The sequence below is a fragment of the Curtobacterium sp. 24E2 genome (assembly GCF_016925595.1).
Lineage (GTDB): Bacteria > Actinomycetota > Actinomycetes > Actinomycetales > Microbacteriaceae > Curtobacterium.
Genome location: NZ_CP068987.1, coordinates 1,700,190 through 1,725,268, shown reverse-complemented (window position 1 = coordinate 1,725,268; position 25,079 = coordinate 1,700,190). Strand labels below are relative to the sequence as shown.

The 25,079-nt window shown below is 69.3% G+C and carries 19 protein-coding genes, 2 tRNA genes and 4 pseudogenes; 10 read left to right on the top strand and 15 right to left on the bottom strand.

Annotated elements, in window-relative coordinates:
* Window positions 1-61 precede the first annotated feature (61 nt).
* Window positions 62-2,643 (top strand): annotated as a pseudogene (gene valS / locus JN350_RS08590) (valine--tRNA ligase).
* 64 nt (window positions 2,644-2,707) lie between these two features.
* A complete protein-coding gene (locus JN350_RS08585; protein ID WP_205464221.1) occupies window positions 2,708-2,959 on the top strand; it encodes a hypothetical protein in 252 nt (83 codons plus the stop codon).
* A gap of 105 nt (window positions 2,960-3,064) precedes the next feature.
* On the opposite strand, the gene JN350_RS08580 is transcribed toward JN350_RS08585, so the two are convergent.
* Entirely contained in the window at window positions 3,065-3,901 is an 837-nt protein-coding gene (locus JN350_RS08580; RefSeq protein ID WP_205464220.1) for an alpha/beta fold hydrolase, read from the bottom strand.
* A 122-nt stretch (window positions 3,902-4,023) separates the two neighbouring features.
* Between JN350_RS08580 and JN350_RS08575 the strand changes: the two genes are divergently transcribed.
* Both JN350_RS08575 and JN350_RS08570 read left to right on the top strand, forming a co-directional pair.
* Window positions 4,024-4,614 carry a TetR/AcrR family transcriptional regulator gene (locus JN350_RS08575; RefSeq protein ID WP_123673567.1) on the top strand — a complete coding sequence of 197 codons (591 nt, stop codon included), beginning with the start codon at window positions 4,024-4,026 and terminating at the stop codon, window positions 4,612-4,614.
* A 98-nt stretch (window positions 4,615-4,712) separates the two neighbouring features.
* A pseudogene (locus JN350_RS08570) lies at window positions 4,713-6,736 on the top strand (M3 family metallopeptidase).
* Between the two features lie 212 nt (window positions 6,737-6,948).
* On the opposite strand, the gene clpX reads toward JN350_RS08570, so the two are convergent.
* The gene (gene clpX, locus JN350_RS08565) at window positions 6,949-8,229 is read right to left on the bottom strand and encodes an ATP-dependent Clp protease ATP-binding subunit ClpX (protein WP_111084519.1); all 1,281 of its coding nucleotides are present in this window, start codon (window positions 8,227-8,229) and stop codon (window positions 6,949-6,951) included.
* A gap of 233 nt (window positions 8,230-8,462) precedes the next feature.
* On the opposite strand from clpX, the gene JN350_RS08560 reads away from it, so the two are divergent.
* Window positions 8,463-9,191, top strand: coding sequence for a YcnI family copper-binding membrane protein (locus tag JN350_RS08560; protein WP_205464219.1), 729 nt, complete (start codon window positions 8,463-8,465; stop codon window positions 9,189-9,191).
* Between the two features lie 50 nt (window positions 9,192-9,241).
* Entirely contained in the window at window positions 9,242-9,847 is a 606-nt protein-coding gene (locus tag JN350_RS08555; RefSeq protein ID WP_240347647.1) for a copper resistance CopC family protein, read from the top strand.
* Between the two features lie 62 nt (window positions 9,848-9,909).
* Here JN350_RS08555 and JN350_RS08550 read toward each other — a convergent pair whose 3' ends face one another.
* The 5 genes and pseudogenes from JN350_RS08550 to JN350_RS08530 all read right to left on the bottom strand — a co-directional run bounded on the left by JN350_RS08550 (window position 9,910) and on the right by JN350_RS08530 (window position 13,200).
* The gene (locus tag JN350_RS08550) at window positions 9,910-10,569 is read right to left on the bottom strand and encodes an ATP-dependent Clp protease proteolytic subunit (RefSeq protein ID WP_205464217.1); all 660 of its coding nucleotides are present in this window, start codon (window positions 10,567-10,569) and stop codon (window positions 9,910-9,912) included.
* Window positions 10,570-10,595: 26 nt separating this feature from the next.
* Window positions 10,596-11,225, bottom strand: coding sequence for an ATP-dependent Clp protease proteolytic subunit (locus tag JN350_RS08545; RefSeq protein ID WP_111084515.1), 630 nt, complete (start codon window positions 11,223-11,225; stop codon window positions 10,596-10,598).
* Between the two features lie 169 nt (window positions 11,226-11,394).
* Window positions 11,395-12,703, bottom strand: a pseudogene (gene tig, locus JN350_RS08540) (trigger factor).
* 52 nt (window positions 12,704-12,755) lie between these two features.
* Window positions 12,756-12,832 (bottom strand) — tRNA-Pro (locus tag JN350_RS08535).
* A gap of 56 nt (window positions 12,833-12,888) precedes the next feature.
* Complete coding sequence (locus JN350_RS08530) at window positions 12,889-13,200, bottom strand: hypothetical protein (RefSeq protein ID WP_205464216.1); 312 nt, start codon at window positions 13,198-13,200, stop codon at window positions 12,889-12,891.
* Between the two features lie 53 nt (window positions 13,201-13,253).
* Between JN350_RS08530 and JN350_RS08525 the strand changes: the two genes are divergently transcribed.
* Window positions 13,254-13,324 (top strand) — tRNA-Gly (locus tag JN350_RS08525).
* 226 nt (window positions 13,325-13,550) lie between these two features.
* Window positions 13,551-14,417 (top strand): DUF3761 domain-containing protein, encoded by an 867-nt coding sequence (locus tag JN350_RS08520; RefSeq protein WP_205464215.1) that lies wholly within the window; start codon window positions 13,551-13,553, stop codon window positions 14,415-14,417.
* Between the two features lie 64 nt (window positions 14,418-14,481).
* Here the strand turns inward: JN350_RS08520 and JN350_RS08515 are convergent, their stop codons facing one another.
* The 8 genes and pseudogenes from JN350_RS08515 to JN350_RS08485 all read right to left on the bottom strand — a co-directional run bounded on the left by JN350_RS08515 (window position 14,482) and on the right by JN350_RS08485 (window position 23,430).
* Window positions 14,482-14,772, bottom strand: a complete 291-nt coding sequence (locus tag JN350_RS08515; protein ID WP_205464214.1) for a DUF1905 domain-containing protein — start codon at window positions 14,770-14,772, stop codon at window positions 14,482-14,484.
* 152 nt (window positions 14,773-14,924) lie between these two features.
* Window positions 14,925-15,842, bottom strand: coding sequence for an endo-beta-N-acetylglucosaminidase H (locus JN350_RS08510; protein WP_205464213.1), 918 nt, complete (start codon window positions 15,840-15,842; stop codon window positions 14,925-14,927).
* 39 nt (window positions 15,843-15,881) lie between these two features.
* Window positions 15,882-18,885: pseudogene (locus JN350_RS08505) on the bottom strand (alpha-mannosidase).
* A gap of 32 nt (window positions 18,886-18,917) precedes the next feature.
* Window positions 18,918-20,303, bottom strand: coding sequence for a glycoside hydrolase 5 family protein (locus tag JN350_RS08500; protein WP_205464212.1), 1,386 nt, complete (start codon window positions 20,301-20,303; stop codon window positions 18,918-18,920).
* Window positions 20,303-21,124 (bottom strand): carbohydrate ABC transporter permease, encoded by an 822-nt coding sequence (locus tag JN350_RS08495; protein WP_123294190.1) that lies wholly within the window; start codon window positions 21,122-21,124, stop codon window positions 20,303-20,305. Before JN350_RS08495 ends, JN350_RS08500 begins: the two co-directional genes overlap by 1 nt.
* 136 nt (window positions 21,125-21,260) lie before the next feature.
* Window positions 21,261-22,007 (bottom strand): carbohydrate ABC transporter permease, encoded by a 747-nt coding sequence (locus JN350_RS08490; RefSeq protein ID WP_461964261.1) that lies wholly within the window; start codon window positions 22,005-22,007, stop codon window positions 21,261-21,263.
* Window positions 22,004-22,138, bottom strand: a complete 135-nt coding sequence (locus JN350_RS20755; protein WP_461964259.1) for a hypothetical protein — start codon at window positions 22,136-22,138, stop codon at window positions 22,004-22,006. Before JN350_RS20755 ends, JN350_RS08490 begins: the two co-directional genes overlap by 4 nt.
* Complete coding sequence (locus tag JN350_RS08485) at window positions 22,138-23,430, bottom strand: ABC transporter substrate-binding protein (protein WP_205464211.1); 1,293 nt, start codon at window positions 23,428-23,430, stop codon at window positions 22,138-22,140. Before JN350_RS08485 ends, JN350_RS20755 begins: the two co-directional genes overlap by 1 nt.
* 115 nt (window positions 23,431-23,545) lie before the next feature.
* Here JN350_RS08485 and JN350_RS08480 point away from each other — a divergent pair, with 115 nt between their 5' ends.
* On the top strand, window positions 23,546-24,577 hold the full coding sequence (locus JN350_RS08480; RefSeq protein ID WP_205464210.1) for a LacI family DNA-binding transcriptional regulator: 1,032 nt from the start codon (window positions 23,546-23,548) through the stop codon (window positions 24,575-24,577).
* A 124-nt stretch (window positions 24,578-24,701) separates the two neighbouring features.
* A complete protein-coding gene (locus JN350_RS08475) occupies window positions 24,702-25,010 on the top strand; it encodes a hypothetical protein (protein WP_205464209.1) in 309 nt (102 codons plus the stop codon).
* The last annotated feature ends 69 nt before the right edge of the window (window positions 25,011-25,079 follow it).

Below are 25,079 nucleotides of genomic sequence, written 5' to 3'. Positions count from 1 at the left end.
GCACCTCATCACGGACTCGGTGCCGCACACACGCACGGAAGGCGCAGCCATGACCAAGCCCATGCCCGAGAAGCCCAGCGTCGACGGACTCGAGCAGGTCTGGGGGCCGGTCTGGGAGCAGGACGGCACCTACCGCTTCGACCGTGACGCCGCCGGCCACCGCGACGCCGTCTACTCGATCGACACCCCGCCGCCGACCGCCTCCGGATCGCTGCACATCGGGCACGTCTTCTCGTACACGCACACCGACCTCAAGGCGCGGTTCGAGCGCATGCGGGGCAAGCACGTCTTCTACCCGATGGGCTGGGACGACAACGGCCTGCCGACCGAGCGCCGCGTGCAGAACTACTACGGCGTCCGCTGCGACCCGACGCTCCCCTACGACCCCGACTTCACGCCGCCGTTCGAGGGCGGCGACGGCAAGTCGTCGAAGGCCGCCGACCAGCTGCCGATCTCGCGCCGCAACTTCATCGAGCTGTGCGACCAGCTGACCGTGCAGGACGAGCAGCAGTTCGAGGAGCTCTTCCGCACCCTCGGGCTGTCGGTGGACTGGACGCAGTCGTACCGCACCATCGACGAGACCTCGCGGGCGAGCGCGCAGCGTGCCTTCCTCCGCAACCTCGAGCGCGGCGAGGCCTACCAGGCCGACGCCCCGACCCTGTGGGACGTCACGTTCCGCACCGCGGTCGCACAGGCCGAGCTCGAGGACAAGGAGATGCCGGGCGCGTACCACGGCATCGCGTTCCACCGTGCGGACGGCGGCGACGACGTCGTGATCCAGACGACCCGTCCCGAGCTGCTGCCGGCGTGCGTCGCCCTCGTCGCACACCCGGACGACGAGCGGTTCCAGGACCTGTTCGGCACCACGGTCCGCTCCCCCTGTTCGACGTCGAGGTCCCGGTGCTCGCGCACCACCTGGCGCAGAAGGACAAGGGCGCCGGCATCGCGATGGTCTGCACCTTCGGCGACACCACCGACGTGGTCTGGTGGCGCGAGCTGCAGCTGCCGAACCGCGCGATCCTCGGCTTCGACGGCCGTGTCCGTTCCGACGAGCCCGAGTGGATCGAGTCGGCGACCGGCAAGGCGCTCTACGCCGAGATGGCCGGCAAGACCGTGTTCTCGGCGAAGAAGGTCGTCGTGGACGCCCTGACCGAGTCCGGCGAGCTCGTCGGCGACGTCAAGACGATCAACCACCCGGTGAAGTTCTTCGAGAAGGGCGACAAGCCCCTCGAGATCGTCTCGACCCGCCAGTGGTACATCGTCAACGGTGCCCGCGACGACGCACTCAAGACGACGCTCCGCGCCCGCGGCGAGGAGATCGCGTTCCACCCCGACTTCATGCGCGTCCGATACGACAACTGGGTCGGTGGCCTGTCCGGCGACTGGCTCATCTCGCGCCAGCGGTTCTTCGGTGTGCCGATCCCGGTCTGGTACCCGCTCGACGCCGACGGCAACCCGGTGTTCGACCAGCCGATCGTCCCGACCGAGGCGCAGCTGCCCGTCGACCCGTCGTCCGACCCGGCTCCGGGCTACTCCGAGGACCAGCGCGGCGTCGCCGGCGGGTTCCAGGGCGAGCTCGACGTCATGGACACCTGGGCCACGTCGTCGCTCACCCCGCAGCTCGCGGGCAAGTGGGAGACCGACCCGGCGCTCTACGACCTCGTCTACCCGTACGACGTCCGCCCGCAGGCGCAGGACATCATCCGCACGTGGCTCTTCACGACGGTGCTCCGCAGCCAGCTCGAAGCGGACACCGTGCCGTGGAAGCACGCCAGCATCTCCGGCTTCATCGTCGACCCCGACCGCAAGAAGATGTCGAAGTCGAAGGGCAACGTCGTCACGCCGCTGTCGATCCTCGAGCAGCACGGCGCCGACGCGGTCCGCTACTGGGCGGCCTCGTCCAAGCTCGGCACCGACGCGGCGTTCGACCCGCAGAACCCGAAGCAGATCAAGGTCGGTCGTCGTCTGGCGATCAAGGTGCTGAACGCCGCCAAGTTCGTCTACGGCTTCCCCCTGCCCGAGGGCGCCACGAGCGTGCCCGAGGCACTCGACGTCGACATGCTCGCCGAGCTCGGTGCGGTCGTCGAGCAGGCCACCGCCGCGTTCGACGGGTTCGACCACGCCCGCGCGCTCGAGATCACGGAGCGGTTCTTCTGGACCTTCTGCGACGACTACCTCGAGCTCGTGAAGGAACGTGCCTACGGCACGGCGGCCGACGCGACGCACGAGACCCAGGCGAGCGCGGTCCTGGCGCTGCGCGGCGCGATCGACGTGCTGCTCCGACTGCTGGCACCGTTCCTCCCGTACGCGACGGAAGAGGTGTGGGCCTGGACCCACGAGACCAGCGTGCACCGGGCCTCCTGGCCGACCGCTGCCGACCTGCCCACCGACGCGGCCCCCACCGGGCTGCTCGCGGCCGTCGGACAGGCGCTCATCGGGATCCGCGGCGCGAAGACGTCGGCGAAGGCGTCCCAGAAGACGCCCGTCACGCGTGCCGTCGTCGCGGCGCCGGCCGAGACGCGGGCGCTCATCGAGCGCGCGGCGGTCGACCTGGCGGCCGTCGGCCGCATCGAGAACCTGTCATTCGTCGACGGCGACGAGCTCGCCGTCACCGAGATCGAGCTCGCGGAACAGCAGGCGTAACGTCGGTCGTCCGGCCGGGTCGCGTCGGCGATCCGGCCGGTCCACCACCGGACAGGAGGCACGGATGCAGTTGGGCACACGATGGAGCGTGGGTGGGGAGCCGCCTGCGCGACTACCCGAGGCGATGGTCGTCGCTGTGCGCGGGGTCGAGGACGAGCTGGTGGCCGAGTCGGTCGACACGGGGACGTGGGGCTGGACCCTGACGTTCCTGGAGGGCAAGCCGATCGTCGAGCTCGACGACGGCACCTCGATCCATCTCGACGATGCCGGGCACGCGCAGGTCACGAACCCCGACGACGCGGCGGAAGAGGACTGACGCGCCGGCGCAGTTGCTCGGTGAGCAGAAATGGTCGGGTCCCCGGTGGGAACCCGACCATTTCTGCTCACGATGCGGGCGCCGCGAGACGCGCGCCGCTCGCGACTACTCGGCGAGCCAGGTGAGCAGCACCTCGTTCACCTCGGCGGTGTGCGTGGTGAGGAGGCCGTGCGGGGCGCCCTCGATCTCGACGTACTTCGCTGCCGGCAGGGCCTTGGTGAAGCGTCGGCCGGTGGCGTCGATCGGCAGGATGTTGTCCGCCGTGCCGTGCACGATCAGCGCCGGGGCGGTGACCTTCGGGATGTCCTGGCGGAAGTCGGTCGGCCAGGTCAGCGGTGCCGCGGCGGACGCGATCGCTCCCGAGCCGGCGGCGACGTTCCAGGCGTTGCGGACGGCCTCTTCCGAGATGCGCGAGCCGAGGTTCTCCGACAGGTTGAAGAAGTCCTGGTAGAAGTTCGTGAAGTACGCGTAGCGGTCCTTCTTGACGTCGGCTGCGATGCCCTCGAAGAACGACATCGGGCCGGCGCCGTCGGGGTTGTCGTCGGTGATGGCCAGGAACGGCTCGAGCGAGGCGAGGAACGCGACCTTGGCGATCCGGTCCTCGCCGTGGCGGCCGATGTAGCGGGCGATCTCGCCGGTGCCCATCGAGAAGCCGACGAGGATCACGTCGCGCAGGTCGAGGGTCGTCAGGACGGTGTGCAGGTCGTCGGCGAAGGTGTCGTAGTCGTATCCGGTGGACGGCTGCGAGGACTGCCCGAAGCCGCGGCGGTCGTAGGTGATGACGCGGTAGCCGGCGTCGAGCAGGGCCGGGGTCTGGCCCTCCCACGAGTTGCCGTCGAGGGGGAAGCCGTGGATCAGCACGATCGGCTGACCGGTTCCCTTGTCCTCGTAGTGGAGTTCGATGTCGACGCTGTTCTCGGTTCCGACGGTGATGGCACCCATGATCGTTTCCTTCCCTGAACCTCGCGGAGAACGTCCGTTCTCCGTCGATGTGGCTTACACTAGAGAACGATCGTTCCCGGCGCAACTCGGGAACGGTGAACACGCAGCGAACGGGGTACGTCATGGCAACCAGCACCATCAGCACGGTCGACGCCGGCGTCCGCGCTCACATCGTGGACGTCGCCGACCAGCTGTTCTACGCGCGCGGCATCCAGTCCGTCGGCATGGACGAGATCCGCACCGGCGCAGGCGTCTCGCTGAAGAAGCTCTACGCGGCGTTCCCCGGCAAGGAGCAGCTCATCGCGGCCGTCCTGTCCGGGCGGCACGACCTGTGGGAACGCGGCGTGCACGGCGCGGTCGAGGCGGCCACCACCCCGCGCGACAAGCTGCTCGCCGTGTACGACTTCCTCGAGTCGTGGTTCGGCGACGACACGTTCCGCGGTTGCGGGTTCATCAACGCCTTCGGGGAGCTCGGCGCGACCTCGCCTGCGGTCGCCGAGATCGCCCGCGACCACAAGGACTCGTTCCAGCGGTTCGTGCAGGAGCTCACCGCCGAGGTCGTCACCGATCCCGACCGTGCCGAGGAACTCGCCGCACAGCTCGCCCTGCTCGCCGAGGGTGCGCAGACCACTGCGGCCATCGCCGGCACCACGGAACCTGCAGCGCACGCCCGCCGTGCTGCGTCGACGCTGATCGACGCCGCGACCCGCTGACCGAGAACGCACCCACAAGGCGGACGGGAGGCGCGGGGCCAGGCCGCCACGGGCCTCCCGTCCGCCCCGTCACGGCGCGACGTCCGTAGGGTGGGGAGATGGCAACCCCGTTCGACGTCCCGAGCACCCTCCCCTACGCCCTGCCGCCCTTCGGCGACGTGCGACTCGAGCACTACCGACCGGCCTTCGAGGCCGGCATGGCCGAGCAGCGCGCCGAGGTCGAGGCCATCGCCACCGATCCACACGCACCGACGGTCGAGAACACCCTCATCGCTCTCGAGCGCTCCGGGCAGCTGCTGACCCGTGTCAGCCACGTGTTCTTCACGCTGTCGTCGGCGGACTCGACGCCGGAGCTGCACGACCTCGAGGCCGAGGTCTCCCCGTTGCTCGCGGCCCACCGCGACGCGATCACGCTGGACTCCCGGCTCTACGCCCGCGTGCAGTCCGTGCTCGACGGCGCCGCAGCCGCCGGGCTCGAGGGCGAGGCGCTCCGCCTGGTCGAGCGAACCCACGCCGAGATGACCCTGGCGGGCGCCGGGCTCGACGACGCCGGCAAGGAGCGTCTCACCGCGATCAACCAGGAGCTGTCCACGCTCACCACCACCTTCGAGCGCAACCTGCTCGAGGACACCAACGACTCCGCCGTGCACGTGACCGACGAAGCCGAGCTCGAGGGGCTCGACGACGGTGCGAAGTCCGCCGCTGCCGGCTCCGCAGCGGACCGCGGCCTCGAGGGCTGGCTCATCACCCTGCCGCTCTACACCGGCCACCCGTGGCTGCCGTCGCTCGCGAACCGCGACCTGCGCGAGCGGATCATGCGCGCCTCGCTCGCCCGCGGCCGCCGCGGCAACCGGTACGACAACCGCGAGGTCCTGCTGCGCATCGTCCGGCTCCGTGCCGAGCGCGCCGAACTGCTCGGGTTCCCGAACCACGCCGCCGTCGTCACTGCCGACGAGACGGCGAAGACCCCGAGGCCGTCGACGGGCTGCTGTCGTCGCTCGTCGGCGCTGCGGCACGGAACGCCGACGACGAGCGGGCCGTCCGGTCCCGCACGGTCGGGTTCGACATCGAGTCGTGGGACTGGGCGTACGCCACCGAGATCCTGCGCGGGGAGCAGTTCGCCGCGGACAGCTCGGCGCTCCGACCGTACTTCGAGGCCGACCGGGTCCTGCACGACGGCGTCTTCCACGCCGCGGGTGCCCTCTACGGCCTGACGTTCACCGAGCGTCCGGACCTGCACGGCTACAACGACGAGGTCCGTGTCTTCGAGGTCACCGGCGACGACGGCGAACCCGTCGGGCTCTACCTGCTCGACCTGTACACGCGCGACGGCAAGCGCGGCGGCGCGTGGATGAACCCCGTGGTCGAGCAGTCCGAGCTGCTCGGCACGCTGCCCGTCGTGGTGAACAACCTCAACGTCGCGAAGCCGGCGCCCGGGTCACCGACGCTACTCATCCAGGACGAGGTCGAGACGCTCTTCCACGAGTTCGGCCACGCGCTGCACGGTCTCATCGCCCGCACCACCTACCCCCGGTTCTCGGGCACGAACGTCGAGCGCGACTTCGTCGAGTTCCCGAGCCAGGTGAACGAGATGTGGGTGTCGTGGCCGTCCGTCCTGGCGAACTACGCGAAGCACCACGAGACCGGTGCCCCGCTGCCGCCCGAGCTCGTCCTGGGCCTGAGCGAGTCCGAGGGCTTCAACGAGGGCTTCGGCACGACCGAGTACCTGGCCGCGGCGCTGCTCGACCAGGCCTGGCACCGGCTCTCCGCCGCAGAGGCCGCCGCGGTGACGTCCGTCGAGGACTTCGAGCGCTCGGCGTTGGAGGCCGCCGGCATCGCGGTCGAGGCCGTGCCGCCGCGGTACTCGTCGACGTACTTCGCGCACACGTTCTCGGGCGGGTACGACGCCGGGTACTACGGCTACATCTGGTCCGAGGTGCTCGACGCCGACACGGTCGAGTGGTTCCGCGACAACGGCGGGCTGGACCGTGCAGCCGGTCGACGCTTCGCGGAACGACTGCTCGGCGTCGGTGGGTCGAAGGACCCGCTCGAGGCGTACCGCGACTTCCGCGGCCGTGACGCCGAGGTCGGCCCGCTGCTGCGTCGCCGCGGGCTCGAGTAGGCGCGCGGCGCGCGGCGCGGACCGGGCGCTTTCGGGCGTACCGCGTCGATTCGGGCGTACCTGGTCGGAACTTTCGACCAGGTACGCCCGATCTCACCTTCCATCGCAGCCGTCATGGGAAGAACCAGACGCCGACCCGCAGGCCGTGCGACCGCCCCACCACGACGAAGCCCCGCACCGATCCGGCGCGGGGCTTCGGAGCGAGCGGAGCGCTACGCCGACTTCTCGACGCGCTTCGCCCGCGGCCGGGGCACGATGGTCGGCGCCGCGTTCTCGAGCACGGACTCGCGAGTGATCACCACGCGCGCCACGTCGTCGTCGGACGGGACGTCGAACATCACCGGGCCGAGGACCTCTTCGAGGATGGCGCGCAGGCCACGGGCACCGGTCTGGCGCAGCACAGCCAGGTCGGCGATCGCCTCGAGCGCACCCTGGTCGAACTCGAGCTCCACGCCGTCGATCTGGAACATCCGCTGGTACTGCTTGATCAGCGCGTTCTTCGGCTCGGTCAGGATCTGCATGAGCGCTGCCTGATCGAGCTGCGACACCGTGGTGACGACGGGCAGACGACCGATGAACTCGGGGATCAGGCCGAACTTGTGCAGGTCTTCCGGCAGGACCTCGGAGTAGAGGTCCTGGTGGTCGGTCGCACTGTGCAGCGGCGCGCCGAAGCCGATCCCCCGCTTACCGACGCGCGAGGACACGATGTCCTCGAGCCCGGCGAACGCACCGGCCACGATGAACAGGACGTTCGTCGTGTCGATCTGGATGAACTCCTGGTGCGGGTGCTTGCGACCGCCCTGCGGCGGGACGGATGCGACCGTGCCCTCGAGGATCTTGAGCAGTGCCTGCTGCACGCCTTCGCCGGAGACGTCACGCGTGATCGAGGGGTTCTCGGCCTTGCGGGCGATCTTGTCGACCTCGTCGATGTAGATGATGCCGGTCTCGGCGCGCTTGACGTCGTAGTCGGCGGCCTGGATCAGCTTGAGCAGGATGTTCTCGACATCCTCACCGACGTAGCCGGCCTCGGTCAGGGCGGTGGCGTCGGCGACGGCGAACGGCACGTTGAGGCGCTTCGCCAGGGTCTGCGCCAGGTAGGTCTTGCCGCAGCCGGTCGGGCCGATGAGCAGGATGTTCGACTTGGCGATCTCGATGTCGTCGCGGTCTTCGGCAGCGGTGATCTGCCCCTGCGCACGGATGCGCTTGTAGTGGTTGTAGACGGCCACGGCGAGAGCGCGCTTCGCCGGATCCTGCCCGATGACGTACTCCTGCAGGAAGTCGAAGATCTCGCGGGGCTTCGGCAGTTCGAAGTCACCGCTCGAGGTGTCCTCGCCCGCTTCGGCCAGACGCTCCTCGATGATCTCGTTGCACAGCTCGACGCACTCGTCACAGATGTAGACACCCGGACCGGCGATCAACTGCTGCACCTGCTTCTGGCTCTTGCCGCAGAAGGAGCACTTGAGGAGGTCCCCGCTCTCTCCGATGCGTGCCATTGCCGTGCCTCCCTGGTTGGACATGCCGGCCCGCGCACTCGCACCGGCCGCTGGTGCACCGCTGCTGGTGGGCACCTCGTCGTGGACACGAGCCTAACCGCAACCGGTGACACCGACCGTGCGTCGCCGCGGGATTTCGCGCGCGCGTTCGCCCAGGGCGTTCGGGGCTGCTACCGTGATCCAGTCTTCTCTACAAGTTGTAGAAACACCGTCCCGACCATCGAAGGATCCCCATGCAGAAGCGTCTCGCCGCCGGCGGCGCCGTCACCCTCGGCGCCGTGGCCGTCATCGTCCTCGGCACCGCCGGCGCAGCCAGCGCGCACGTGTCCGCCACGGCCACCTCGACCGCCGCGAACTCGTACACCACGGCGACCTTCTCGGTCCCGCACGGCTGCGACGGCTCCCCCACCACGAAGATCGAGTTCCAGGTGCCCGAGTCCGTCATCGAGGTCACGCCGACGGTCAACCCGAACTGGAAGATCTCGAAGACGACCGAGCCGTACACGAGCCCCTCCGCCGCGGCCGACGGTGAGCACGCCGAGGACGCAGCCGAGCGCGTCACGAGCATCACCTACACCGCGAAGACCCCGCTCCCCGCCGACGAGCGCGACACCTTCGCCCTCTCCTTCTCGCTGCCGGACGGCAAGGCCGGCGACCTCGTCGAGTTCCCCGCGATCCAGACCTGCGAGAAGGGCTCGGTCGAGTGGAACCAGGAGCAGCAGGCCGGCGAGGCCGAGCCCGAGCACCCGGCCCCCTCGATCACGCTGACCGCGGCCGAGGCCACGGACGACGACGGTGACCCGGTCGCCACCACCCCGACCGCCGAGGCCGCAGCCGGCTCGAACGCCCCTGCGGACCCCGACCTGGTCGGCCGCTTCCTCGGCCTGGGCGGTCTGGTGCTCGGCGCCGTCGCCCTGGTCGTCGCCGTCGCCGGCACGCGTCGTCGGAGCTCCGCCAAGTGACGCAGCGCGGCTCGCGTCGGGCTCGGCTGCGGTCCTCTGCCTGGAGGCTCGTGGCCGGGTCCGCCGCGGCCGTCGCGATCGCAGGCGGTGCGATCCTCGGGCTCGCGGGTCCCGCCAGCGCGCACAACTACCTGATCGCGTCCACCCCGGAGGTCGGCGGCACGCTCACCAGCCTGCCGAAGACGTTCGAGATCACCACGAACGACAAGCTGCTCGACATCGGCGACTCGGGTTCGGGCTTCGCCTTCCGGGTCGTGGGCCCGGACGGGAAGTACTACGAGGACGGTTGCGTCGACATCGACGGCCCCTCGATGACCACGCCCGCCGCACTCGGCGGCTCGGGGAAGTACACCGTCGAGTGGCAGATCGTCTCCGCCGACGGCCACACCGTCTCCGACGAGTACGCCTTCACGTGGAAGGCCCCGTCGGGCTTCTCCGCGGCCTCGGGATCGACCACGCCGCCGACCTGCGCCACCGCGAGAGACGGCTCCACCGCGGCCGCGACCACCGGCACCGCCTCGGGCGACACCGACTCGGCCGCGACCGACGCGCTCTGGATCGGCGCCGGCGGCGTCGTCCTCGTCGCCGCGGTCGTCGCCGTCCTGCTGCTCCTGCGACGCCGCCCCGCGCCCGAGACGGACGACACCGAGGACTGACACCGCTGCACGACGAAGGCCCCACACCGATCGGTGCGGGGCCTTCGTCGTTCCTGCTGGTGCTACTTGACGAGCGCCGGCAGGTTCTTGCGGCTGGTGAGGACCTGGTCGATCAGACCGTACTCCACGGCTTCCTGCGCGGACATGATCTTGTCGCGCTCGATGTCGTGGTTGATCTCCTCCGGCGTCTTGTTGGAGTGCTTCGACAGCGTCTCCTCGAGCCAGGTGCGCATGCGGAGGATCTCCGCCGCCTGGATCTCGATGTCCGACGCCTGGCCGCCACCCTGCTGGACAGCGGGCTGGTGGATGAGCACGCGGGCGTTCGGCAGGGCCAGACGCTTGCCCGGCGTGCCACCGGCGAGGAGCACCGACGCGGCCGAGGCGGCCTGACCGAGGCAGACCGTCTGGATCTGCGGACGGATGTACTGCATCGTGTCGTAGATCGCCGTCATCGCGGTGAACGAGCCACCGGGCGAGTTGATGTACATGACGATGTCGCGGTCGGGGTCCATCGACTCGAGCACGAGCAGCTGGGCCATGACGTCGTCAGCCGACGCGTCGTCGACCTGGACGCCGAAGAACACGATGCGGTCCTCGAAGAGCTTCGCGTACGGGTCCTGGCGCTTGTAGCCGTAGGCCGTGCGCTCCTCGAAGCTCGGCAGGATGTACCGATCGGAGGGAGCCGGGACGTTCTGCGCGCCACCGAGCATTGGGAGATGCATTCTCGTTTCCTTTTCTTCGGTGGGGGTCAGGACTGGGCGTCGGGGTCGGCAGCCGCGGTCGGCGTCGCACCGTCGCCGACGGTGCCACCACCGCCGACGACCTCGGCCGACGAGGCACGCAGGTGGTCGACGAAGCCGTACTCGAGGGCCTCCTGCGCGCTGAACCAGTTGTCGCGGTCGTTGTCCTTGAGGACCTGCTCGATCGACTTGCCGGTCTGCTCGGCCGTGAGCTCCGCCATGCGCTGCTTCATGTCGAGGATGACCTTGGCCTGCGTCTGGATGTCGGCAGCGGTGCCGCCGAACCCGCCGGACGGCTGGTGCAGCAGGACGCGGGCGTTCGGCGTGATGTAGCGCTTGCCCGGCGTGCCGGAGGACAGCAGGAACTGTCCCATCGACGCGGCCAGGCCGATGCCCACGGTGACGATGTCGTTCGGGACGAACTGCATCGTGTCGTAGATCGCCATGCCGGCGGTGATCGAGCCACCGGGCGAGTTGATGTAGAGGTAGATGTCCTTCTCAGGGTCCTCGGCGGCGAGCAGCAGCAGCTTGGCTGCGATCTCGTTCGAGTTGTCGTCGCGGACCTCGGAGCCGAGCCACACGATCCGGTCTCTCAGAAGGCGGTCAAAAACACTGGGGTTCAGTGTTGCTTCGGCCATGGAAAAGCTCCCGTTCAGTTGTCGCTTGTTGTCGAACTTATCGGTTGCAACGCACCACTTCGCGTGTGTTCGCTGTCGGCAATGCGATGGTCCGGAAACGACGGACGGGAGGCACGGTGCCAGCTGGCACCGTGCCTCCCGTTGCGTCTTGCTGGTGGCGTCGAGTTCGTTACTCGGCGTCCTCAGCAGGGGCCTGCGCGACGCCCGCCGTGAAGGCGGACAGGTCGACTGCGTCGCCGTTGGTGTCCTTGACGGTCACCTTCGACAGGACGGTCGCGACCGCCTTCGAGCGGGCGACCTCGCCGACCATGCCGGGGATCTGGCCGTTCTGGTCGATGACCTTGATGAACTCGGCCGGCTCCATGCCGTACTGCGCAGCAGCCTGGATGAGGTACTGGGTCAGTTCCTCCTGGGAGACCTGGATCTCCTCCTTCTCGGCGATGGAGTCGAGGAGGATCTGCGAGCGGAAGGCCTTCTCGCTGGACTCGGAGACCTCCTTGCGGTGCTCGTCGTCCTCGAGGCGGTTCTCCTGCTCGAGGTGACGGTGCACCTCGTCCTCGATGAGCTGCTCCGAGATCGGGATGTTGACGTCCTCGATGAGCTTCTCGACGAGCTTGTCGCGAGCCGCGGCGCCCTGACCGAAGGTCTTGGACTTCGCGATCTGCTCCTTCAGGTCCCCCTTGAGCTCGTCGATCGTGTCGAACTGGCTGGCGATCTGGGCGAACTCGTCGTCGGCCTCGGGGAGCCTCGCGCTCCTTGACGGCGGTGACGGTGACGGCGATCTGGGCGGTCTCGCCCTCGCGGTCGCCACCGACGAGCTTCGACTCGAAGTTCGTCGACTCACCGGCGGTCAGGGACTCGAGCGCTTCGTCGATGCCCTCGAGCAGGTCGCCGGAGCCGATCTCGTAGGAGACGCCCGTGGCCGAGTCGACCTCGTCGTCGCCGATGCTGGCGGTCAGGTCGATCTGCGCGAAGTCGCCGGTCTTCGCCGGACGGTCGACGGTCACGAGCGTGCCGAAGCGGGTGCGCAGGTTCTGCAGCTCCTCTTCGATCTCGTCGTCCGACACCTCGACGGCGTCGACGGTGAGCTCGTACGCGGAGTAGTCCGGCAGGTCGAACTCGGGACGCACGTCCACCTCGAAGGTGAGGACGAGGTCGCCCGCGAAGTCGGCGAGGTTCGGCAGCTCGGCGACGTCGGCCTCGGCACGGCCGAGGATGCGCAGCTCCTGCTCTTCGACCGCCTGGCGGTAGAAGTTGTCGATGGCGTCACCGACGGCGTGGTTCAGGACCTCGCCACGGCCGACGCGCTGGTCGACGATCGCCGGCGGGACCTTGCCCTTGCGGAAACCGGGGATGTTGATCTGCTCGGCGATGTGCTTGTACGCGTGGTCGATGCTCGGCTTGAGATCTTCCGGCGTCACGTTCACGGTGAGCTTGACGCGGGTGTCGCTCACCTTGTCGACGGTGCTGGTGGCCACGGGATGTTCTCCTGTTGATTGACGTTCGTGTGGTCGATGGTTCTCGAGGACCTGGTCGGGGCGACAGGAGTTGAACCTGCGACCTCCCGCTCCCAAAGCGGGCGCTCTACCAAGCTGAGCTACGCCCCGTTTGACTGGGCCAGGGTGTTCGCGCACGCCGAAGGGCGCACGCGACGCCGATGAGTCTAGCGGTCCGGGGCCGGGCGGTTCCCGGGAGGGACGTCGTCGTGTTCCGCAGCGCGTCGCAGGCCCTTCCGCCACTGCACCCCGACCGCCACCTGGACCCCGAGCGCCACCACCCCGAGCACGATCCCGACGACGATCCGCCACACGTGCAGCAGGGCGTGCGCGGGCTGCGACTGCGGATCCCCGAACAGCTCCGGGCGCATCGAGAACACGATCGCGGCGAGGACCACCAGCGCGTACGAGACCACCCGCGACCGCTTGATCCGCCGTGCATCGGCGTCGGTCGGCGGGAGCATCACACGGGGTGGCATGTCGGTACTCGTTCGTCCGCTACGATGGTCGGGCTGCGACACGTGCGCAGCGCGGGGATGTAGCTCAATGGTAGAGCCCCAGTCTTCCAAACTGGCCACGCGGGTTCGATTCCCGTCATCCCCTCTCTTGCTTCTTGCTTCGTCCTTCTGCCCGGCTCGCACGGTGTCGGCATCGTCGACTGGGGCCTCATTGCACGCTCGGTGCGAGGTTGTTGCGGCGCACGGAGCCATCAACCGCGCACGGAGCGAACAGGCGCGCACGGTGCGCTCGACACCGCCCAGAACTGGGGATGGGGTGGCGGAGTTGATTCCAGGACACTTGAGCGGTCCTCGCCATACCAAGGAGCTCCGTGCCGAACCCCCGCAAGTCCGCAAGCCCGCGCACCCCACGTGCCCGTCGTCGAGTACCGATCATCACCTGGGTCGGCATCGTGGGCACCGCCGTCCTCGCACTCGCCGGCGTCGCATCGTCCGGGTTCTGGGGAATGCTGCTGATGATCACGCTCATCCTCCTGCCCACGATGCTCTACGGCGTCGCGTTCCGCCGGTCGACCTGGCTCCGCATCCCGCGGAAGCGTGGCACTGCTGCGATCGGCGCCGGAATCGCATTGGCGGCGCTGATCGGCTCGACCTCCGCCTATGGAGCAACACACCCGTTGCCCGAGCGACCCGTCCCCGTCGTGGCCGCTGCGGTGACGACATCGAGCGCGAAACCGACTCCGACTCCGACTCGCACCCCGCGCCCGACGCGCACCGCGACTCCGACGCCGACCCCGACTCCGGTGATCACCACCGAGGAAGTCGTCGAGACCGCTCGAATCCCGTTCGGTGTGACGACGGTGCAGGACGCCACCGTCGCGCAGGGCACCTCGTCCGTGACCACTCCGGGCACGGACGGCGTCACCACGAAGACGTACTCGGTCACCTACACGAACGGCGTCGAGACCCGGCGGGTCCTGCAGAGCGAGCGTGTGACGACGTCGCCGGTGACGCAGGTCACCACCGTCGGGACGTACGTCGCCCCCGTTGCGCCCGCTGCTCCGTCGTGCACGAACGGCACCTACGTCAACACCGCGGGTGCCACCGTGTGCCGTCCAGAGGTCGCGTCGAGCGCGCCAGCTGGTGCCACGGCGAAGTGCGGTGACGGCACGTACAGCTTCAGCCAGTCCCGGCGTGGCACGTGCTCATCACACGGTGGTGTCGCCGTCTGGCTCTGAGGCTCGCCGGCGAGGAGCGAGCACCCCATCGCACCGTCGTCAGGACGCTCCGATCGGCTCTTCTTCAGGGGCCGCCGAGCTCGAGCGTGATCTGCGGGGCGTCCCCGAGGTCCACGTGCGCACGCTTGCGCTCGGCCGTCCGGAGCGGCACGAGGTACCCGCCGTCCTTCGGGAACAACGAGGTCGTCCACGTCACGGCACCGATCGTCACCCGGGCGGGGATCACACCCCACCCGTAGGTGAGCATCGGCGCGAGGTCCGCGATGACCTCGGCGGCGTCCGGCGGCACGACGGCGAAGAAGAACGGCGAAGGGCCGCGCCACTCGATGACCTCGCCGCGGAACTCGAGCTCCATGCGGCGATCGTACGGCCGCACCCCTCGCACGGTGCGAGGTCGGCCGAACACCGTGCGAGGTTCCACACTCGGTGCGACGGCCGGGGGCTCGCACCGAGTGCGGAACCTCGCACCAGGCCGAGCCCCCAGCCGCCGTAGTCAGGGCGGAAGCGTCAGCGGTACGTCGCAGTCTGCCCGTAGAGCTTCTGCGTCAGGGCGGAGACGTAGGCGGACTTGTCGCCTCCCGGCAGGTTGTACGTCATGAAGACGCCGAACCCGTCCGCTTTCGTGCGCGAAGCGAGCGACACCGCCGTCGACTGCGCCGTGTTCTGGATGTCGACCGCGGCCGCGGACAGCCGGTCCTTGCCGAGCCCCGGGATCGACGGCGCCGAGTACGTGCCGTAGTAGGGGTTCCAGGCGTAGTCGAGCTTCGAGCCGATGGTGCTGCTCGACGACGACAGTGAGGACGAGGCCGGGCCGATGTCGTAGAACGAGATGAGCTTGCCGGGCATCTGGGCACGCAGCGCGGTGATGAGCCAACCGATCGACTGCTGGTTCGGCTGTGGGGTGCCGTTCGCGCCGTAGTCGGAGTACTCGTCGTCGAGGTCGACGCCGTCGAGTCCGTACTTCGACACGGTGGCGGCGATCTGGGACGCGAAGTCCGACGCGGCCGCCTGGGTCGGGAAGTTGGCGATGCCCGCACCCTGGTGGTTGCCGAGGACCGACAGCGACACCTTGATGCCCTTCGCCTGCAGCGGCTTGATCTGCGTCGCGGCGTTGTCGAGGGTCGCCTGCACCTTGTCGTTGTTGACCAGGACCGCCTTGGAGCCGTTCCAGTTGATGTTCGCCGCGAAGATGATCGCGACGTCGAAGGCGTTCGCACCGCCGGACAACGTGTAGCGGCCGACGTTGGCGAGCTGGTCGTTGTTGACCTCGACGTAGGCGATGCTCGTCGGCCCGGACTTGGTGGCGGCGGCAGTGCCGGCGGCTGCAGCAGTGGTCGGGGCTGCGGTCGCGGCTGACGGCACCAGTGGCGCCGCCACCATCGCGGCGATGGCCGCCACGATCCCGAACTTCGTGGACTTCTTCATGTCATTCCTCCTTGAATGGGTTGGTCGTGAACAGGTTGGTCAGTTCCGTGGGAAGCGGAAGGTCCGCACCTCGTACGCGTCGACGGCGAAGGCGGAGGCGGAGGCATCCGTGTCGGACAACGGCTCCTCGAGCAAGGTGACTTCGGCAGCAGGACCGAACGGCCCCTCGACCGAGATCCGACCGGTCCCCCGCCGACCCACCGGCTCGTACACCCGGACGACCAGGTCGCCGGAGCGGTCGTCGGCGAGCTTGACGCTCGACAGCACGACCCCGCCGGACACCCGCACGAGCGGCGCGAACCCGTGCGCCCCGGTGACGGTCCGCGCGCCGGCGTTCATCCGGACGCCCGCCGCGGTGGCCCCGAGCTGGTCCGTCCCGATGACGATGCCGTACCGGTGCGTCTGCACGCCCTGGTCGGTCTCGGGGTCGGGGAACCGCGGTGCCCGCAGCAGGGACAGCCGCACGGTGGTGGTGACGTGCCCGTCGACGGCGTCGCGGGTGGTGTCGAAGCCGTGGATCGAGTCGTTCACCAGCGCGACGCCGAACCCCGGCTCGGACACGAGCACGTAGCGGTGCATCGAGGTCTCGAACTTCGCGGCCTCCCACGAGGTGTTCGTGTGCGTCACCCGCTTCTGCGCTCCGAATTGCGTCTCGGCGACGGTGTGCTCGGCGCGGACGTCGAGTGGGAACGCGACCTTGAGGAACTTCTCGGTCTCGTGCCAGTCGGTCGTCTGGTCGAACTCGAGCGTGCGGGAGTCCGGTGCGAGGACGATCTCCTGCCGCACGGTCGAGTCGCCGAAGGACCGCGACACGACGACCCGTGCGACACCTGCGTCGTCGACCGAGGCCTCGAGCGACGAGACGTCCACCAGGTCCTCGACCCGGTTCCGGTAGTACCGGTCGACGTCCCACGCGTCCCACATGTTCGGGAAGTCCTGGTGTAGCTGCAGCAGGTTCGCGGCTTGCCCGGCGGCGATCGCCTCGCGCCCGCTGACCAGGTCGACGGCGCTCGTGACGAGACCCTGGTCGGTGACGGTCACGCGCACCAGCTCGTTCGCCAGCACGTACCCGCCGTCGTGCTCCGTCAGCGTGACAGCGGTCGGTTCCGCCACGTCGGTCGCCAGGACGGCGCCCTGTGCGGGTGCGCCGGCCTGGAGGAACGGGGCCGGGTTCACGACGACGGCCGCGTCTCCGGCACCGGCGAGCGCCGAGAGCGCCTGGTCGATGATCGCGGTCAGGGCTGCGGCCGTCTCGGCGTACCTCGCCTCGGCCTCGCGGTGTACCCAGGCGATCGAGGTCCCCGGCAGGATGTCGTGGAACTGCTGCAGCAGGACCTGCTGCCACAGGGCGTCGAGCTCGTCGTAGGGGTAGGCGAAGTCGCTGCGTGCGGCGGCGGTCGCGGCCCAGAGCTCGGCCTCGATGAGGAGCTGTTCGCACCGGCGGTTGCCCTGCTTGGTGCCGTGCTGACTGGTCAGGGTGGCACGGTGCAGTTCGAGGTAGAGCTCCCCACCCACACCGGCGGGTCGGGCAGCTCGGCCTTGGCACGGTCGAAGAAGGTGTCCGGGTGCTCCCAGCGGACCTTGGCGCTGCCCTCGAGGTCGGCGAGCCGCGCAGCCGTGCCGGTCATCTCGCGGGTGGTGCCACCGCCGCCGTCGCCCCAGCCGACCGGGGCGATCGATCCGGTCGCGAGCCGGTTCTCACGGAACTGGCGGGAGGCCTTCGCGACCTCGCTGCCGGACAGGCGCGAGTTGTAGGTGTCCATCGAGGGGAAGTGCGAGAACACCCGTGAGCCGTCGATGCCCTCCCACAGGAACGTGTGGTGCGGGAACTTGTTGACCTGGTTCCACGAGATCTTCTGCGTGAAGAACCACTCGAAGCCCGCACGGCGCATGAGCTGCGGCAGCGCCGGCGAGTACCCGAAGCTGTCCGGCAGCCAGACGCCCCTGGGCCGGATGCCGAACTCGCGCTCGAAGAACCGCTGCCCCTGCGAGAACTGGCGGACGATGCTCTCGCCGGTGGGCATCACGGTGTCGGACTCGACCCACATGCCGCCGATCGGCAGGAACCGGCCGGCCTGGACGGCGGCCGTGACCCGGGCGTACACCTCGGGTCGGTGCTCCTTGATCCAAGCGTACTGCTGGGCGCTCGACATGCCGTACAGGAAGTCGTCGGTCTGGTCGATGAGCTCGGTCATCGTCGAGGTGGTACGTGCGACCTTGCGGATCGTCTCGCGGACTGGCCAGAGCCACGCGGAGTCGATGTGGGCGTGGCCGATCGCCGAGATCGTGTGCGCGGACGATTCGGCAGGGGCGGCGAGCACGTCGGCGAGCGCCGCTCGGGCGTCACCCGCTGTCGCTGCGATGTGCTGCAGGTCGAGCCGGTCCAGCGCGTCGTCGAGGGCCTGCAGGATCCGCATCCGTCGCGGTCCCTCGGGCAGCTCGGCCTGCAGTTCGAGCAGGACGTCGATGTCGAGCGCGAGCTCGTGCACCTCGGACTCGAACACGGCGAGGTCCATCCGGCGCGAGGTGTACAGCCGCTTCGACGACGAGGTCTGGATGTCGCCCTCGTGCGTGACGAGGAAGGGGTGGTAGTCGAGCAGGACGGGGTTCGACGCCGCCTCGACGAAGAGCTCGATGGTCTCGCCGCCCTCGGCCCGTTCCGTCAGCAGCACCCACTGGTTGCGCGGGTTGATCGACTTCACCGGCGTGCCGTCGGCCAGGTACACGAGGCCCTCGCACTGGAACCCCGGCATGTTCTTGTCGAACCCGAGGTCGACCACGGCCTCGACCCGACGTCCGGCCCATGCGCTCGGGACCGTCCCGGTCAGCCGGAACCACGTCGTCCCCCACGCGGCGCCCCAGGGTGTGCCGACCTCGTACGGCGTGAACTCGAGCGCGAGTCCCTGCGCCGGCGGGATCGGCTCCCCGGCAGCTCGTGCCACGCGGTCTCCAGCGGCACGGCGGTGGCGTGCACCGCCGGCGTGATGCGCTCGTCGAGGACCCGGCGGGCCCGTCCGGTCGTGAGGGGGATGTCGTCGTGCATGGAGCCTTCCAGGGTCGGGGCGTGGTCGCCGGTCAGTGCGTGGTCGCGGGGTGTGCGACGCGGATGGAGGTGGAGCCGAGCTCGGCGGGCACGTCGACGCATCGGTCGATGCCACGGGCGGCGAGCATCTCGGTGTCGTCGAGCCGGGAACGCAGGACCACCTGTGGACCGCGACCGTCGGGTTCCGCCGACGCGACCGCGAGCCAGGCGGCGGCGAAGCGCCCGCCGGGGGCACAGTCGGCACGCATCCCGTGCCGGTCCGCGCCGTCGGGCAGCACGTCGTCGAGCACGAGCGCCGTGGCCGGCGGTGCAGCGGCGGTGCCGGTGGCACCGGACCGTGCGACGGCGGCGAAGGCCTCGCCCGCGGGCTTGACCCGGCCGTCGTTGGTGAAGAGCCCGAGGTCGTACTCGAGCTCCGGGAAGTCGGCGAGCGACCTGGCGACGTCGTGCGAGCACCACCAGGTGACGCCGAGCACCTGCTGCGCCCCGAGGACGTGCCGGATGGTCTGCTCGGTGAACGATGCGGCGTCCTCCGGAGCGACGACGTTGGTGGGCGCTCCCACTTCTTGCAGCCAGTTCGGCCGTGCGGGGTCGCGGTTCCAGGCTGCGGCGAGCTGGAGCAGGTACTCCCCGTGCCGCACCGAGCCGGGCCCGAGTGCGCCGTGCAGCGCCGCCGAGCCGTTGAACACCCACGAGTGCGTGACGGTGGCGTCACCGTGGTCCGCCGCGTGCTCCGGTCCGAACGGCTGCGCGTCGTCGTACCAGGCCGCGTCGTACTGCGCGACGGTGACCAGCGGCCGTGGACGCGGCCGGCTGCCGGACGGGGCCGACGCGGAGGAGTCGACCCGGGCCTCCCGGCCGGACGAACCGGCCGAACCGGACGAACCGGACGCGAGCCCGGAACGTGCCGCGGCGACCATCGCCGCCGCCCACGCGTGCCCCTGCTCCGCCGTGATGTCGTGCGGAGCGGGGTGCGGCGCGTGTGCGAACTGGTTCACCTCGTTGCCGATGGTGATGCCGAGCAGGTTGGGCTTGTCCGCGACCGCCGCGGCGAGCGCCCGGACGTACGCCGCGGTCGACGCGACGACGTCCGGGTCGGTGAACATGTTCCGACGGTGCCAGCTGTCCAGCCAGGACGGCACGAAGTCGAAGCTCGACAGGTGCCCCTGCAGGGCGTCGACGTTGACGTCGAGCCCGAACGAGCCGGCGATGTCCACGACCGTCGCGACGTCCTGCAGTGCCGACGCCCGGATGAGGGTGCGGTTGGGCTGCACCACCGGCCAGAGCGGGAAGATCCGCACGTGGTCGGCGCCGAGCGAGGCGATCGCCTCGAGGTCCCTGGCGGTGTCGGACGGTGAGAAGTCGAGCCACGAGTGGAACCAGCCGACCGAGGGCGTGTAGTTGACCCCGAAGCGCATCAGCCCTTCACACCGCCCTCTTCGACGCCCTTGAAGAAGAAGCGTTGCAGGACGGCGAAGATCACGGCGATCGGGATGAACGCGATCATGGTGCCGGCGGCGATCATGCGCTGGTCGGTCGCGAACGTGCCCTGCAGGTACTGCAACCCGACGGTCAGGGTGAGGTTCTCCGGCGACTGCAGCACGATGAGCGGCCACAGGAAGTCGTCCCACGCCCCGATGAACGAGAAGATCGCGATGACGGCGATCGTCCCCTGCACGGCGGGCAGCGAGATGTACCGCAGCCGCTGCATCGCGTTCGCACCGTCCATCACCGCGGCCTGGTCGATCTCCTCGGGGATCTGCCGGAACGCGTTGAACATGAGCAGGACGTTGAGTGCGGCGATCATGCCGGGCAGGGCGACGCCGACCAGGTTGTCGGCGAGGCCGAGGTCCTTGACGGTGACGAACTGCGAGATGATCGTCGCCTCGCCGGGCAGGACGAGGGTCGCGAGGAACAGCCCGAGCACGAGCTTGCGGTGCCGCCACTGCAGCCGAGCCAGGGCGAAGCCGGCGAGGGTCGCGAAGACGATGTTGCCGAACACGTCGATCGCGGCGACGAGCAGCGAGTTGCCGATGTAGCGCCACACCGGGATCGCGGCGGCCACCTTCAGGTAGTTCTCGATGGTCGGCTCGGTCGGGATGAACGACGGGTTCGCGGTGTAGATGTCCTCGCCGGCACCCTTGAGCGAGGTGGACAGCTGCCACAGGAACGGGCCGATCGTGATGAAGAGCACCACGATGAGCAGGACGTAGCGCACGACCTTCTCGCGGGTCGACATCACGCCCCAGACCGCGCGACGGCGCTTACGGGGAGGCCGGGAGGCCCGTCCCCGTCCGCCTGGCCGGTCACGTCCGGCGTCGGGCTGGCTGCACCGCGCGCCCCGCCCAGGGCGGGTTCGGTGGTCGTCGTGTTCGTCACTTGTCCGCCTTGCTGTTCATCCGCGCGAGGGCGAGCATCGGGATCAGCGTCACGACGAAGAGCAGGAGGCTCAGGGCGGACGCGTAGCCGAGGTTGCCGGTGAAGCCGCGGGCGTACTGCTGGATGAGCATGACGAGCGAGTTGTCCTGCCCGCCGGGCCCACCGGTACCGTTGGTGAGGATGTAGAGCTCGCTGAACACCCGGAGCGCGGAGACGCACACCAGGATCCCGACGAGCGTCATGGTGCCGCGGACCCCCGGCATGGTGACCGACCAGAACCGTCGCACCGATCCGGCGCCGTCGAGGGCGGCCGCTTCGTGCAGGTCCTTGCCGACGTTCCCGAGCGCCGCGAGGAAGATGATCATGTAGTACCCGAGGCCCTTCCAGACCGTCAGGCTGATCGCGCTGAGGAGCAACAGCCACCGGTCGGTCAGGAACGGGACGCTGCCCTGCACGACGCCGAGCGCCTGCGCCATCTCGTTGATGACGCCGCGGTCATCGAGGATCCAGGTCCAGATGAGCCCGACGACCACGGCCGACGCGATGACCGGCGTGTAGAACGCCGTGCGGAAGAACGCGATCCCCGGCAACTTCTGCTGGACGAGCACCGCGATGAGCAGCGGCAGCACGGTCAGCAGGGGCAGGCAGATCGCCATGTAGATGACGCTGTTGAGCAGCGCCTCCCACACCTGCGGATCGGCGAGCAGGGTCTCGAAGTTCGCAAGGCCCACCCACTGGCTCACGCCCCCAGCGGGCTGGCGTTCGTGAACGACAGCCGGACGGTGTTGATCGACGGCCAGAGGCTGAACGCGACGAGCCAGACGAGGGCCGGCAGGACGAGCAGCCAGGGCGTGAACCAGCGGTTGGCGCGCATCAGCCGTTGGCCAGCAGGCTGTTCATCTTGGTCTGGGCGGTCTGCAGCGCCTTCTCCGGCGCGACCTGGCCCTTCATGGCGAGGGCGATCTGCTGGTCGAGGAAGTCCGTCATCGCGGAGTTCGCCTCGACCGGGTTGAGGACCTTCGCGGTCTTCAGGGCCTCGTTCGCCAGGACACGGGCCTCGCCGTTGACGGTGCCGTCGTCCTTCGAGAAGTACGGGTCGGACTGCGACGACGTGGTCGACGGGAAGATGTTGACCTTGTGCGCGAACGCTTCCTGGTTCTCCGCGTTCGTCATGAACTTCGCGAACGCCTCGGCCGTGGCGAGGTGCTTCGACTTGGCCGACACCGACAGACCCTGCACGTACAGCGGCGGGGTGTCGAGTGCGGGGCTGACGGTGACCTTGCCCTTGAGCGACGGGTTGTTCTTCTCGAAGTCGGCGAGCGACGTGGCGCCGCCGGTGGTCCAGGCGACCTTCTGCTGCGTGAACAGGGTGGAGTTGCCGAGGTAGTCGCTGTTCAGCACGTTCGAGGGCATGTAGCCGTCCTGGTACGCGTCCCTGTAGCGCTCGATCAGGTCGGCGGCCTTCGACGAGTCGGCGAAGGTGAACTTCGTGCCGTCCGCGTTGAGGACCTTCACGCCGGCCAGGGTGAAGTCGCCGAGGCCGGGCTTCCGGCTCATCAGGTAGTCGGTCGGGCAGTTCTCGTGCATGGTCTTCGCCTGCGTGAACAGCTCGTCGGTGGTCTTCGGCGGGTTCTCCGCGTCGAGGCCGCACTTCGTGAACATCGTCGCGTTCCAGTAGTCGACGTCGGTGTTGAGGTACCAGGGGTAGCCGAACGTGCCGTCCACGCCCTTGTACTGGTACGAGTCCAGGGCGCCGGAGACGTAGGTGCTCGCGAGCTTGGCGTCGTCCTTCGCGACGTCCTGCAGGAACCCGCGCTTCGCGAGCGGCAGGGCGATGTCCGGCGGCAGGTTGATGACGTCGGGCAGCGAGTTCGACGACGCCTGGCTGAGCACCTTGTCGGCGTAGCCGTCGCCCGGCTGGTCCTGCAGCTTGACCTTCGCGTCGGGGTGGGCCTTCTCGAAGTCGGCGATCACCCCGTTCAGGTAGCCCGTGTACGTCGGCGTGAGCGCCCAGGTCTGCAGCGTGATCGACCCGCTGATCTCCCCGCTGCCGGTGTCGGCCGCGTTGCCGCCGCTCGAGCAGCCGGTCAGGACGAGTGCCGTGGCGGCAGCTCCTGCGAGCAGCGCTGCGGCGCGGCTCCTCGTCGCACGTGTGGTGGTCCTCATGGCGTCTGACTCCCTCGTCATCCTGCTTCGTCATCGTGCTGAACCGGTTCAGTCCCTGCGACTGAACCCGCTTGTGGCAGTGACTATGAAGGACTAAAACGCTATAGTCAAGCCCGTGGCCACGAACCGTCGAACGACGATCTCCGACATCGCCGCGCGTGCCGGCGTGTCCGTCAGCGCGGTCTCGTTCGCCCTCAACGACCGCCCCGGCGTGTCCGACGAGACCCGCGAACGCGTCCGCGCGATCGCCCGCGAACTCGACTGGCAACCGCACACCGCGGCCCGCGCCCTGGGCGGCGCGAAGGCCGGGTCGATCGGCTTCGTGCTGAACCGGCCGGCCCGCACGCTCGGCACCGAGTCGTTCTTCGGCGACCTGATCTCCGGCATCCAGCTCGGGCTCGCCGGCACCCACGTCGGGATGAACCTGCTCGTGGCACGCGACGCGGCCGAGGAGCTCGAGACCTACCGGGCGTGGTGGCGTGGGCACCGGGTCGACGGTGTCGTCGTCATCGACCCGCGGCGCGACGACGACCGACTCACCCTGCTCGCCGAACTCGGCATGCCCACGGTCGTGGTCGGCTCCCACCCCTCACCAGAGGGCTCCGCACCGAGCGTGTGGATCGACGACGGCGACGCGACCGACACCGTCCTTCGGTACCTGCACGCGCTCGGGCACCGGCGCATCGCGCACGTCGCCGGGCGCCCGGAGTTCGAGCACACCGCCATGCGGATCGAACGCGTCCGGGCGTTCGCGGCGGCCGAGGGGCTCGCGGACGCCGTGTCGATCCCGACCGACTACTCCGCCGAGGCTGGCGCGAGTGCGACCCGCACCCTGCTGTCCCGCAGCAGTCGGCCGACGGCGATCGTGTACGACAACGACGTCCTGGCGGTCGCCGGGCTCGGGGTCGCGAGCGAGATGGGCATCGACGTGCCGACCGACGTCTCGATCGTGTCGTTCGACGACTCGGCGATGATCCAACTCGTCCGGCCGTCCATCACCTCGCTGACCCGCGACACCGTGGAGCTCGGGCAGCGCGCGGCGACGCTCCTGCGCGCACAGATCGACGCCGACGTCCCGTTGCCGTCTCGCCCCGGGCCGCCACTGACCCTGAGCGTCCGGGAATCGACGGCACGCGCGCGGTCCTGACCCGTCGTCGGCACCATCCGACACGCCCAGCACCCTGCTCGTCTGCGTCCACGGTGCGCGGCGGACTTGACTCCCGTTCGAACACACGTTCGAATACCGTCGTGGGACGGCGTCGCGAGAACCGGTGGCAGCCCCGGAACACCCGGAGGTCGAACGTCCGCGCGCCTACTCGCTGTCCGAGGACGCCCGCGGGCCCGACGTCTGCCACGCCGTCACCCCCGTACCGGTCTGGGCGTGGATCCAGTTCCCGACCTTCCACGTCCGGGTGAAGGCCTTCGCCAAGAGCTGGACCCGTGATGCCGTCATGGTCGAGTGGGCGCAGTTCGGACAGCAGGCGGACGCCTGGGTGTGGCGGTCGGCCGTGAAGCACCGCACCCTGCGTGCCGACCAGCCGGAACGCGCGATGCGGAGTCCGCAGAACGCAGCGCGTTGACTTCCGGGACCAGTCGGAGGATCGTTCAGCGAACACGGGTTCGGCAAGTAACTCACTGATCGAGACATT